Below are 12,776 nucleotides of genomic sequence, written 5' to 3'. Positions count from 1 at the left end.
TAAAGGCGTAAAATGCAGAGCTGTTCAACTGAAATGGCTTCGCAAATCATCTACTTAACAACAAAACAAAAAAGAAACTAAAATGTCAGTAATCGTTTTAGCCGAACATACTCAGGGCGTTTTCAAAAAGAAAACACTCGAACTCGTACAATATGCTGCAGGTATCGCTCAAAGCATGGGCACTACCACTACTGCTGTAGTATTGGGTGATGCAACCGACGCAGAAATGCAAGGTCTGGGCCAATATGGCGCCAATAAAGTATTGCAGGTTGCAGACAGCCGCCTCGATACGCTGAACGCACGTGCCTACAGCAAAGCGCTCATCGCTGCTGCGCAGAAAGAAGGTGCAAAAGTTGTAGTAGCACCACACGATGTTACAGGTAAAGCTGTAGCACCACGCGTAGCTGCTGCACTGAAAGCTGGTATGGTTGCCGGTGCTGTTTCTGCACCAGACCTAAGCAAAGGTTTTGTAGTAAAGAAAAACGTTTTTGCAGGTAAAGCTTTTGCTTTCGTAAATGTAACCAGCGATGTAAAAGTAATCACCCTGATGCCAAACACTTTCCAGGTGAAGGCTGGCGCAGGAAGTGCTTCTGTTGAAAAACTGGATGTTGCTTTCGAAGACAAAGACTTTAGCGTAAAAGTTAAAGCGGTAAATAAAGTAACTGGTGAAGTGCCATTGAGCGAAGCTGAACTCGTAGTATCTGGCGGTCGTGGCATGAAAGGCCCTGAAAACTGGGGCATCCTGGAAGACCTGGCACACGAACTTGGTGCAGCACTGGCTTGTAGCCGTCCGGTAGCAGATAGCCACTGGCGTCCGCACCACGAACACGTTGGTCAGACAGGTGGTACCATCCGTCCGAACCTGTATATCGCTGTAGGTATCTCCGGTGCAATCCAGCACCTGGCGGGTGTAAACGGTTCTAAAACAATTGTTGTTATCAACAAAGACCCGGAAGCTCCGTTCTTTAAAGCGGCTGACTACGGTGTTGTTGGTGATGCACTGGAAATCGTTCCGAAACTGACTGAAGCAGTGAAGAAATTCAAAGCGAATCACTAGTCGCAACTAATCATATTAAACGCGGGAGCATCGGTTGATGTTCCCGCGTTTTCGTTTTTACTGGCGCGGGCATTAGCACAGCGCTCCCGTGTCTAAAATGTCTTACCAGTCTGCCGACTGGTTCTTATGGAACACGAGGACAATCAGAGACTGTCGTGGCATTGCAGACACAAGTCACCTTTCGGAAGACTCGCGCCAGTGTAAAAAAAGGTTGCCTCATTGCTGAGACAATCTTTTTCGTTGTATGAATCCAAGAGAATTATCCTTTCGTCAAAACCTTTACCAGTTGAGACATCACACCATTTACCCATACCTGGTGCGTTGTGTCGTCGCCTACGCGAATGCTAAACGTTCCGTCAGGGTTTGATCTGCCTTCGCCGATATCGTTAATATCGGGCTCAATGATTCTGATAGCGGCATTGCCAACAGGGTCTCCAGTCGGTGTAGTGACACGGCCGTTAATCAACAACGAACGTACCAGTGGAGTACCATCCGGAAGGTATTCTCCCGTTTCGATAGTTACTTTGTAATCCATGTTTATATGTGGTTTAAAAAACTATGATAAATATATAAACAAGTATAATAGTTTATATATTTCCACAGATTATTTTTTAAAACATTTTATTTGTCCGATTTCAGCAACTTCTCCACTTTTAAAACCCGGTTATCCTGATCCAATAAAGTCATAACATAATTACCTGCGGCAACATCTGTCAGATCTACTTCTTTTGTAGCAAGCCAATAGCACACCAGCTTACCATCCATAGTACACAAGTATACGTTCAACGATGACTGAGGCGCATCTATAAATACAATTTTCGCAGTTGGGTTTGGATATACTATTATCTGATCAGAAGGAGCAACTGCACCATTTGCACTCAAGTCATTGATAAAAATCGCGTCGGAAGTCCGTGTACAATTATTGGCATCCCATACTGTCACAGAAAAAGCGCCGTTAGAGGTCGCCGTATAACTGTATTGCGTAGCACCCGGAATTTCAGCACCGTTACGCAGCCATTGGTAATTGCTGAAAGTAGATGCTGTGGCAAAAACATTAGCTGTGCGTGTTATCGTTGGCTGTGGCAGCGGAAAAACATTGATAGAAACACGATCTGACGTGTCAGCGCAATTATGAACATCGGTTGCGATGACACTGTAATAACCGGTTTGCTCGGCAACATTATAATAGCCTGTTGCACCAGGAATAACATAGCCGTCACGCAGCCATTGACACGTTAAAGCAGGATCAGTATTTGCGGTCAGCACTACTGCCCCACCCTCGCAAAAAGACAAAGGCGATGCATAGGCAACATAACTGTTGGGCTGCGGATAAACGGTAATCACCATCGGGTTGGACGTCACCGTACAACTAATACTGGCATCGTGCGCCGTAACTGTATAATTTCCGGAAGTGGCGCATTGGAAAGATGCATCCGTAGCGCCCGGAACTGCTATTCCATTAAGATTCCATTGGTAAGTCACGGCACTTGAAGACACGCTGCTATTAAGTGTCACAGGATTTCCGGCACATACATTTACCGGACCTGTATAGGCAATGGCAACAGTAAAACTGCCGTTTGCCGAAACTGCGATGGCGGAAGATGTAGCATTGCAACCGGCGACATTGGTCACTATTACTGTGTAACTGCCCGTTCCGCTCGCGGTATATGCAGCATTTGTAGCACCAGAAATATTGGAACCGTTTTGTTGCCACTGATACGTAAGACCTGTACCTGTATTGGCATTCAGCACTACACTTCCTCCGGGACAAAAACTAGTGGCCCCAGCTGCTGTGGCCGTTGCCGTTGGTGGTGTTCCCGCCGTTAGTGTAATGCTATTTGAGATAATTGGGCCGCAGGTACTGTTAGAAACTGCACAGGTATAAGCACCTGTAACATTCGTCGTATAAGTCGCATTCGTCGCGCCTGAAACATTGCTTCCATTCAACTTCCACTGATAAGTCAGTCCGGTGCCCGTATTGGCACTTAGCGTCGCATTGGCGCCGGAGCTGCAGACAACAGTGGTATTCGATGTAATGCTTGCTGTCGGCGACGGATTAATTGTAAACGTTACTGCAGTCCGGGAACTGGTACTGGTCTGTTCAATGGCGTAAAAGGTTGTAGTTCCCGACGTGCCCGTATTCGTAATACCGGAGCCAGCTACACCCACCGGATTGAAGACAGTTCCGGTATACAACACAGAACCACCAGTCGGGGCAGCATACCAATTGATGGACGAAGTAAGCGTAGTACTCGCTACCATCCCTTGTCCGGAAGGAACTGTGTTGTTCTGGCAAATGCTGTAATTGGTAACAGTAAGTGTAGGAAGACAGCTCTGCAATCCCACCAGAATTGCAATAGCGGATAAAGTGTAAAGAAATTGTTTCATACAGTTTGGGCTTGTTCTCAAACAATATAATAACAATATTTTAATATTTAAATTAAAGACAATGCATTCCTGTTACTTTTTTACTTAGCAATAATTAAGGAGTTGACGGACAATAAAAAAAGCTGCCCGAAGGCAGCTTTTCCAAAGAATAATATAGCAATCGCGAAAATTAAGCGACAGTGATGCTGTTATCGAGGTAAACGTCCTGAATAGTATTCAGCAAAGAAACACCTTCGTTCATTGGTTTCTGGAACGCTTTACGGCCAGAGATCAGCCCCATACCGCCAGCGCGTTTGTTTACAACTGCAGTCATTACAGCTTCTGCCATATCAGATGCACCTTTAGATTCACCACCAGAGTTGATGAGACCTACGCGACCCATGTAGCAATTTGCCACTTGGTAACGAGCCAGATCAATTGGGTGATCGGTAGTCAGTTTGTTGTAAACGTCTTTATGTGTTTTACCGAAGTTGATAGCAGTGTAACCGCCATTGTTCGTAGGTAATTTTTGTTTGATGATATCTGCCTGGATAGTTACGCCAAGGTGGTTAGACTGAGCTGTAAGATCTGCTGCAGTGTGGTAATCAACACCATCTTTCTTGAATGAGTTGTTACGCAGGTAACACCACAGTACAGTTGCCATACCCAGTTCGTGCGCGTATTCGAAAGCTTTCGCTACTTCTACGATCTGACGGTGGCTTTCTTCGCTACCGAAATAGATAGTAGCACCTACCGCTACAGCACCCATGTTCCATGCATCTTTAATATTGCCGAACATGATTTGGTCGAAACGGTTAGGGTAAGAAATAAATTCGTTGTGATTGATCTTTACGATGAAAGGAATCTGGTGAGCATATTTGCGGGCTACAGCACCAAGTACGCCGTAAGTAGATGCAACTGCGTTACAACCACCTTCGATAGCCAGTTTCACAATATTTTCAGGATCGAAGTAAATTGGGTTTGGAGCGAAAGAAGCGCCAGCGCTGTGCTCAATACCCTGATCTACCGGAAGGATAGACACATAACCAGAGTTAGCCAGACGACCGTGGTTCATCAGCGTGCTGATGCTGCGGAGCGTTTGTACGTTACGGTTTGAATTCATCCATACATCATTTACCGCAGTGCCAGTAGGCAGGTAAAGAGATGATTTATCAATTGTAGTACACGTGTGGTCTAAGTAGTATGCGGCCTGATCGCCCAGAAGTTCCTGAATTTTTTGAGAAGCCATACAATGGTTTTTTTTAAAAGTGTCGCAAAGGTAATTTATCTGGCGTCAAAAGTGAAAAATGATACACAAAATTACATAACAATGTCAGGGTCAATGGTGAATAGTCAATGGTGAATGGTCAAACGTCAAACGTCAATGTGGTATAACACAACCTTTGCGTCGTCGTGCCACCGTGAGAAAGAAATATCCTTGCGCCTTTGTGAGAAATATACAAGAATCCGGGCTTCACTTCGCTCAGCCTGACAAGCAAGAGTAGACGAAAACACGAGCTTTGACATTTGACGTTTCACGTTTGCCCGAAATCAGACATCAGCGATCATCGATCAGAAATATTTTCAGCCCTTCAATTTTTCCTCCAGTCACTTCCGGAAACGGATTACCCTGCTCATTTTTCATTTGAACAGAAACGGCATCATATGGTTTTACGTAATAGAAATAGTACTTAATATTATACTTCCTGATTTCCTGCAGCAATTCCTTCTCGGAAGGCGGTGCAAATTCAATGGTATAATAAGGCATACCTGTGCGATACGCTACGATCGACTCGATATCAGGGTCACTGTTTGATGTGAAAGCACCATTAAGGTGCAACGCTTTTATCTGTTCCGAAAGCTGATATTCTCTTTCTCCGTTCCGGAATAAATTTTTCAGATCGTAAACAGGATACGCGATGTAGGAAAAAACAACCATCGCCAATACGATATTAAACGCGCGACGATTATTGATATAATCCCGAAAGGCAGCAAGCCATACCGACGCAAAAATGAGGGAAACATAAGCCAGCAGCCAGATATACCTCGCCTCAAAATGCAACATAAAATAACCCAGGGGCATAATCAGCGAAGCCCAGAGCAAGACTTTATGATCATCATCAAACAGGCGTTGGTCTTTCTTGAAGAAAATAAAAATCGCCGTCGCCACAATAATACCCAACATCAGAATACTGATTTCACTGGTCACATAAATGCCTTGTACTACCGCATATCCACTTCGCCCTATTTGCTTAATGACCGATCCGGGGAAATTATTGAGGAATGTATTTAAATACCCTTCGTTAATTGACGGATCTTCCATATTGCTGGGCCCATCCGGATAAGAAGGCGGCACCAGATAAGTCATACCATCTTTAAGTGTCTTATGTCCTTTCAGCGACCAGGAAGTATTGAGTGCACCGGCATTGCTTATTGTCCATGACCCGTATTTTTCGTGCATCAAATTCAGCCATGGCGATACCAGCATGAGAAACACGACAGCCACCATTACCAACAAGCCTATCGATTTCTTAAACCGACGATTTTCTTTTTTTGAAAGGAGAAATACCGTTACAGGTAAGTGCAACAGCGCAAAATAAAATGAATAAGTCTTCGCGTAAAAAGCCATAGTGATCAACACTCCACACAAAATCCATTTCCACCAACGATGCAAGAAATCCTTAGATAAAAGCAGCAAAAGATAGAACAACAGAAAACCAACCTGCCATAAATCATCGAACAACTGCTTGTAAATACTGTACAGCAAGAACACCGGCAATACAAGCATAAATGCATTCACAATTTTATCCGGCACACGAAACCTGCGAAACAGGAAGAACATACCGCACAATGCAAAAACTGCCGCACCCAGATTTATAAAATGAGCCGCCGTCACCGGATCTATACCCTGCCGCATAGCCAAAGCAATCAGCCAGGGACTGAACGGACTCCACAAACCATTGACTGCCCGCAAATAATCGCCGGTCGCATAGCGGCGTGCAATAGTCAGATAATTGACGCCGTCCGGATCAATAAAGTATTGGAAATAATGATAACTACCTGCAAAAAGCAAAAGCAACAAGCCAATGGAAAAGAGCAAAGGAAGAATACGTAAACCGCGTTTTTCTGCTGAGGCTGAATGCATGCTATTTTTTATCTATAAATTACTGGCACAAATATAGAAGAATCAGCCGCCTTGGATATATTTAAAATCTTTTCACAAAAAGTTTTGATGTAATCATGCAACTTTACGCCGCTGAATTCGTCTAAATCGACTGACATAAAAACAATATGAGATTCGTTACCAATATTGCAATCGGCTGTATCGCTGTAGCAGCGGGACTTACCGCTTGTAAAAGTTCACAAAAAACACACGCGGTAGCCAATGGCACCTGGCAAGATCAGCCTATCGTAGTTGATGGCGCCAACAATGACTGGCCTTCGCCTTATCCTTTTTACGATGAAAAAGCCAAAATCGGCTACGTGGTAACCAATGATAAAGACAATCTGTACGTCACCATGCAAACCGGCGACCGTATGACGATCATGAAGATTCTGCGCAATGGCATGACACTTTGGATTGATACCAGCGGTAAAAAAGCACAGAATATTTCGGTCAATTACCCGATGGAAAATGCAGATGCACCAACCCATGTGCAAAAAGACCAAACGCAGCCAATGGATAAAATGGATGCAGATCAAATGCACAAGCGTATGTTGGAAAGCGCACGCGATCTGTACCTCACCGGCTTTAAAGGCTGCAATGGTAGTTTCCTGATCAAACAGAACAATGGTTGCGGCGTTAATGTGCGTATGGGTTTTGATGAATACAACACACTTATCTGGGAAGCAGTGATTCCTTTCAAATCATTTTATAAAGATGCGCTCGCCGCAACTGATGCACACAAACCAATCGGTATTTGCTTTTCGATTAAAGGCTTGCAACGCCCGAAAACAGATGGCGGCAGCGGTGGCAGTATGAGTAACGGCAGCGTAGCTGGTCGTCAGAACATGGGTAACATGGGCGGCGGCGGTGGAGGCATGCACGGCGGTGGCGGTGGTATGCACGGTGGTGGTATGCACGGCGGCGGTGGCGTAGGCGGCGATCGCGAAGCGCTGTTTGAAAGCTCTAAAACCTGGTACGAAACAGGAATGGCGGTTAAATAATAGTCGTCAATGGTGAATGGGCAATGGTGAATGCACTCATTAAAATATGAACAAAGAGGTCAACGTTTCGTTGACCTCTTTGTTTTTTAATTCTGGCGCGAGAGTTAGCGCAGCGCTCTCGTGTCTATTTACGTCGACAGTCTCTGACTGTCATCAAATGAATTGTGGCTTTGGCACCAGTCAGAGACTGGTCTTGTATTCCGGCACGAGAGCGCTACGCTAACTCTCGCGCCAGTGGAAAGCTACACGTTTTGAGAATTGACCATTCACCATTCATTGCCTGTCCGCTGTCAATTGTTTGAAATACGCAGGTGCGTATTTCAAACGGCTTCCATACCAGCTAAACATTTCACCGTCTACCAGTAAGATTTTTGCATTGGGAACAACCGACTGTATTTCGGCAATATGCTTTTCTTTAAACGGATATGGCTCTGATGAAAGCAGCACCAGATCGGGGTTTGCGTGAGCTAATTCTTCCAAAGAGATTTCAGGATAACGTACTTTATCAGCAAAAACATTTCCCCAGCCGATTTCGGCAATCATGTGACTGATAAACGTATCAGCGCCCACACTCATCCAGGGATTACGCCAGATAAAGTAGGCGACTCGTAAAGGTCTTGAAGCTTTAGCGAGTGCATCGAACTTACCTCGAATTTCATTTGCGATTGCAATTGCCTTTTCTTCAGTGCCTGTAATCTTTCCAACTTCTGTAATCATCTCCAGCGATTCCTGCAAGCTTGTAATATTGCTCACCCACACCGGAAATTGTGCCGACAATTTATCGACAATCTCTTGCGTATTTTCTTCTTTATTGGCGAGAATAAGATCAGGCTGCAAAGCCGCTATTTCCTCATAATGCACTTGCTTGGTGCCGCCGATTCGTTTCTTGCTTCGAAACCAACTTTCAGGATGCAGACAAAACTTCGTAATACCTACCACTTCTTCATCCAGACCCAAGTCATACAACAGTTCAGTCTGCGAAGGTACCAGCGACACAATACGTTTGGGCGGAAAATTGATTTCCATTTCCCGGCCCATCATATCGGAAATCTTTTGCTTCGGCACGTATTATCTGAAACGTTTGAAATAGTAAAGGACAAAAAAGCTGAAAATAACATCCATCGGGAAAAGCGCCGAGGAATAAAGCGAGATTTCAGTAACGTTCATCTTAAGCAGGAAACGAAGCAGCAAACTCAGCGAAGTGAGAAATACATAAGTGTACGCCGCCCACCGTTTCATATCGCAGATGAAGATCCAAACAATTGCAGATGCTACGATCCATGCAGGCTGTATCCAGCCTATTGATGGAAACGGCTCTGTTCTGTAGATATAGATGGAAATACAGCAGAGCACAAGGTGAAACAAAGCCACCCAGGGAAATAACATGGGTGGCTTGCTGATGATGTCTTTAAAAAATGTTTTAGTACTACGCACGTTTAATTAGCCTTTTGAAAAAGCAGTAAGAATATCATATTTGGTGAGGATGTGGAACTGGCCGCTTTCATCTTTGGTCAGCACAGCACCGTTGTCCTTGTTGATGTAATGTGACAAGCGTTCAACAGCTGTATCCATTTCCACCACTGGCAGTTCTTTTTCCTGAACATCGGCTACCAATGCATCTTTCACTTCGATGTCCTCCATCAGTCGACGGAACAAACCAGTCTGTGTTACCGTACCCGTAATATCGCCGCTACTCATCACCGGAATCTGCTCGATATCATATTTCTTCATCAGTTCCATTGCATCAGAAACTTTACTGTCCTGATCAATAGTCACCAGACGACGCGTACCCAGACCGCCTACCAGATCGCGAACGGTTTTCACTTCCAGGAAACCACGGTCCAGCATCCATTCGTCATTGTAAATTTTACCGACATAACGGCTGCCATGATCATGGAAAATAACCACCACCACATCTTCTGGCTTCAGTTTATCTTTCATCTGCTTCAGGCCTGCAATCACAGAACCGGCAGAATAACCAACAAAAATGCCTTCTTCTTTAGAAATACGACGCGCCATTACCGCACCATCTTTATCGGTTACTTTTTCGAAATGATCGATGGCATCTTTGATATAGTTTTCTGGCAGGAAATCTTCGCCGAAACCTTCGGAGATGTACGGATGTACTTCACTCATATCGAGCTCTCCCGTATCAAACCATTTTTTCAGCAGTGAACCATATGTATCGATCGCCCAAACCTGTACGTTGGGGTTTTGTTCTTTGAGATATTTACCCGTACCCACAATTGTGCCACCAGTACCGGCCGCCACAACGAGGTGTGTTACTTTACCTTCTGTCTGATCCCAGATTTCAGGACCGGTTTGTTCATAGTGCGCCTGACGATTAGCCAGGTTATCGTATTGATTTACGTACCATGAATTCGGAATTTCTTTTGCCAGGCGTTTAGATACAGAATAGTAAGAACGTGGGTCTTCCGGCTCTACGTTTGTAGGACAAACGATTACTTCTGCTCCAACGGCTTTCAGGATATCTACTTTTTCTTTTGATTGTTTATCGGTAGTGGTAAAAATACAGCGGTAGCCTTTAATGATCGCTGCCAGCGCCAATCCCATGCCTGTATTGCCGGATGTACCTTCAATAATAGTACCGCCCGGTTTGATTTTGCCTTCTTTCTCCGCCACTTCCAGCATTTTCAAAGCCATACGGTCTTTGATAGAATTGCCCGGATTAAAGGTCTCTACTTTCGCATACACGGTACACGGAAGGTCCGCTACTATTTTATTCAATTTTACAAGAGGAGTATTACCAATCGTTTGGAGGATATTGTCGTATACCCGTTTATTCGGATTCATTATAGCAATTTGAGGTTAGTCGCTAAGGTAACCTTTTCTTCAAAATACTGCATGGCAATGTGGTTAATGTGGTCCCGCAATAATGTGTTTAATGTGGGGAATGTGATTAATGTGTTCTTTAATTAATGTGCTTTAATATGTCAGAATGTGGTTAATGTGTTCCCGAAATAATGTGTTTAATGTGTTCTTTAATTAATGTGCTTTAATGTGTCAGAATGTGGTTAATGTGTTCCCGAAATAATGTGTTTAATGTGTTCTTTAATTAATGTGCTTTAATGTGTCAGAAAATGATTAATATGTTTCTCCACATTTTCCACATTCAACACATTCAACACATTCAACACATTCACACATTCACACATTCACACATTCACACATTTAAAGCATTTAAAGCATACATTTTAAGACTCGCGCAGAGTAGCACATTCCCCACATTAAACAGATTTAACACATTAAAAAAATTAAGTAACTTAGAACAAAACCACACATTATGCTCAGTGAAAACATGCAGAAAGCACTTAATCAGCAATTACTAATGGAAGCGCAGAGTTCGCAGGCATATCTTGCTATGGCCAGCTGGGCTGAGATACAGCCTGGGCTGAAAGGCGTGACGGCCTTCTTTTTCCGGCATAGCGATGAAGAAAGAATGCACATGCTCAAATTCATCCACTATATCAACGAACGCGGTGGATTTGCCGTAGTGCCGCCATTGGCCCAGCCTACGCTTACATTTGTATCGCTGAAACAGGCTTTTGAAATGCTTTATAAACATGAGCTTGAAGTAAGTGCAGGCATCAATGATCTCGTAGATATGGCGCTGCGCGAAAAAGATTATGCTACCTACAATTTCCTTCAATGGTATGTGAATGAACAGATAGAAGAAGAAAAACTCGCCCGCGACTGCAACGATAAACTGGAAATGATCGGTGATGACCGTGGTGGCTTATATCTATTTGACCGTGATATTCTTTCGCTGGATCAGGATAATAAGGGACCTGGACGCCGCTAGCGGCCGCTTCAATGTGTTTAATGTGATTAATATGATAAATGTGTTGCCCGCAAATAAAATAATGTGATCAATGTGGTCAACACAATTACTATAAAATGGTAAATGTGTTGCCCGCAATAAAATAAATGCGATCAATGTGGTGAATATGGAAAATTATGGACTGGCACATTAATCACATTTACCACATTAAACACATTATCAGCCCACATTAATCATATTGACTATTTTCGCACAATGAAAACCAGACTCCCATTATATACCCTCGCTATTTTAGCACTGTTCGTTAGTTCATGTTCCCCGCGAATTTATTTTCCTGACCGGGCGAATGTTCCTTTTTTGAGTGAAGCCGGCGAGATGAAACTGACCGCCGCTACTAAAGTGCAGAATCAAATTTCTGGACATGTTTCCATGAGTCCTTCGCTGGATTTTTCTGCATCGCCAATAAAAGGTCTGGGATTGATGGTGAGCTTCCGCAACACCAACCGTTTCGCCAATGATGAAAATTGGCTCACACTGGGCAACACAGAACAAGATAGCATTCACTATTCAGGTAATCGCTTTGAATTTGGTGCCGGTTATTATATGCCGTTCGGTCGTGTCGGACAATTTGAAATTTATGCCGGTGGCGGATTTGGCAGCATCAATCGTGATAATCTGAAAGCGATAGATGGTAATTTCCGTGCCAATTACAATCGCATTTTCATCCAGCCAACCTGTGGTGCGAAGATTAAAGACATTGTAGAGATTGCTGGTGGGATGCGCTTTTCTTATCAGCACTTCACCGACTTCTCCTCTACCGACCCAAATATGGAAGAAAATCTCTCCGGCTCTGGTGTGCGTATTCAGGGCTCAAGTTTTGTATTCTGGGAACCGTTTATTGATTTTTCCGTTGGTGGCAAATACGCCAAATTCAACCTGCAAACAGGCGCTGGTGTAAACATGGCAACCTCAGAACATCTCAACAATCCATCGCCGTTTTATATGTCGCTGGGTGTGACGTTTAATCTGGCGCCGCGGTTCCGTACAGGTAGCAGTTCGGCTAAAACAGCTCACTAACATTGAAAAAATCTCTCGCAACGGCGCTAAGACACGACGTGTGTTATTCGCGCATGTCATGCCGAGATACGAGGCATCCCACGATGTATAAATTCAATTTTGCAAAGTCTCACTAACATTGAAAAATCTCTCGCAACGGCGCTAAGACACGATGTGTGTTATTCGCGCATGTCATGCCGAGATACGAGGCATCCCACGATATATAAACTCAATTTTGCAAAGTCTCACTAACATTGAAAATCTCTCGCAATGGCGCTAAGACACGATGTGTGTTATTCGCGCATGTCATGCCGAGAAACCAGGCAT

General features: G+C 44.0%; 11 protein-coding genes. 4 read left to right on the top strand and 7 right to left on the bottom strand.

Annotation, left to right across the window (positions count from 1 at the left end; all coding sequences use genetic code 11):
- The first annotated feature begins 82 nt into the window (after positions 1-82).
- Positions 83-1,057, top strand: coding sequence for an electron transfer flavoprotein subunit alpha/FixB family protein (locus DN068_RS15200; protein ID WP_110999792.1), 975 nt, complete (start codon positions 83-85; stop codon positions 1,055-1,057).
- Between the two features lie 259 nt (positions 1,058-1,316).
- Here DN068_RS15200 and DN068_RS15195 read toward each other — a convergent pair whose 3' ends face one another.
- The 4 genes from DN068_RS15195 to DN068_RS15180 form a co-directional block, all read right to left on the bottom strand.
- Positions 1,317-1,592 carry a carboxypeptidase-like regulatory domain-containing protein gene (locus DN068_RS15195; RefSeq protein WP_110999791.1) on the bottom strand — a complete coding sequence of 92 codons (276 nt, stop codon included), beginning with the start codon at positions 1,590-1,592 and terminating at the stop codon, positions 1,317-1,319.
- Between the two features lie 86 nt (positions 1,593-1,678).
- Positions 1,679-3,445, bottom strand: coding sequence for a T9SS type A sorting domain-containing protein (locus tag DN068_RS15190; RefSeq protein WP_110999790.1), 1,767 nt, complete (start codon positions 3,443-3,445; stop codon positions 1,679-1,681).
- A gap of 169 nt (positions 3,446-3,614) precedes the next feature.
- Positions 3,615-4,673 (bottom strand): class I fructose-bisphosphate aldolase, encoded by a 1,059-nt coding sequence (locus DN068_RS15185; RefSeq protein ID WP_110999789.1) that lies wholly within the window; start codon positions 4,671-4,673, stop codon positions 3,615-3,617.
- A gap of 309 nt (positions 4,674-4,982) precedes the next feature.
- Positions 4,983-6,569 (bottom strand): glycosyltransferase family 39 protein, encoded by a 1,587-nt coding sequence (locus tag DN068_RS15180; protein WP_110999788.1) that lies wholly within the window; start codon positions 6,567-6,569, stop codon positions 4,983-4,985.
- Between the two features lie 146 nt (positions 6,570-6,715).
- Here DN068_RS15180 and DN068_RS15175 point away from each other — a divergent pair, with 146 nt between their 5' ends.
- On the top strand, positions 6,716-7,591 hold the full coding sequence (locus DN068_RS15175; protein ID WP_110999787.1) for a hypothetical protein: 876 nt from the start codon (positions 6,716-6,718) through the stop codon (positions 7,589-7,591).
- Between the two features lie 273 nt (positions 7,592-7,864).
- On the opposite strand, the gene DN068_RS15170 is transcribed toward DN068_RS15175, so the two are convergent.
- From DN068_RS15170 to DN068_RS15160, 3 genes are read right to left on the bottom strand one after another with little or no spacing between them, the layout of a single operon-like run.
- Complete coding sequence (locus DN068_RS15170; RefSeq protein ID WP_243630268.1) at positions 7,865-8,656, bottom strand: ABC transporter substrate-binding protein; 792 nt, start codon at positions 8,654-8,656, stop codon at positions 7,865-7,867.
- A gap of 3 nt (positions 8,657-8,659) precedes the next feature.
- Complete coding sequence (locus DN068_RS15165) at positions 8,660-9,025, bottom strand: hypothetical protein (RefSeq protein ID WP_123985368.1); 366 nt, start codon at positions 9,023-9,025, stop codon at positions 8,660-8,662.
- A 6-nt stretch (positions 9,026-9,031) separates the two neighbouring features.
- Positions 9,032-10,405, bottom strand: coding sequence for a pyridoxal-phosphate dependent enzyme (locus DN068_RS15160; RefSeq protein ID WP_110999785.1), 1,374 nt, complete (start codon positions 10,403-10,405; stop codon positions 9,032-9,034).
- Between the two features lie 490 nt (positions 10,406-10,895).
- Here DN068_RS15160 and DN068_RS15155 point away from each other — a divergent pair, with 490 nt between their 5' ends.
- Both DN068_RS15155 and DN068_RS15150 read left to right on the top strand, forming a co-directional pair.
- A complete protein-coding gene (locus tag DN068_RS15155; protein WP_110999784.1) occupies positions 10,896-11,414 on the top strand; it encodes a ferritin in 519 nt (172 codons plus the stop codon).
- Between the two features lie 234 nt (positions 11,415-11,648).
- Positions 11,649-12,470 carry a hypothetical protein gene (locus DN068_RS15150; protein ID WP_123985367.1) on the top strand — a complete coding sequence of 274 codons (822 nt, stop codon included), beginning with the start codon at positions 11,649-11,651 and terminating at the stop codon, positions 12,468-12,470.
- Positions 12,471-12,776: the final 306 nt, after the last annotated feature.

The sequence above is a fragment of the Taibaiella soli genome (genome assembly GCF_003236175.1).
Classification (GTDB): Bacteria; Bacteroidota; Bacteroidia; order Chitinophagales; family Chitinophagaceae; genus QKTW01.
This window is presented reverse-complemented; position numbering and strand designations above follow the sequence as displayed.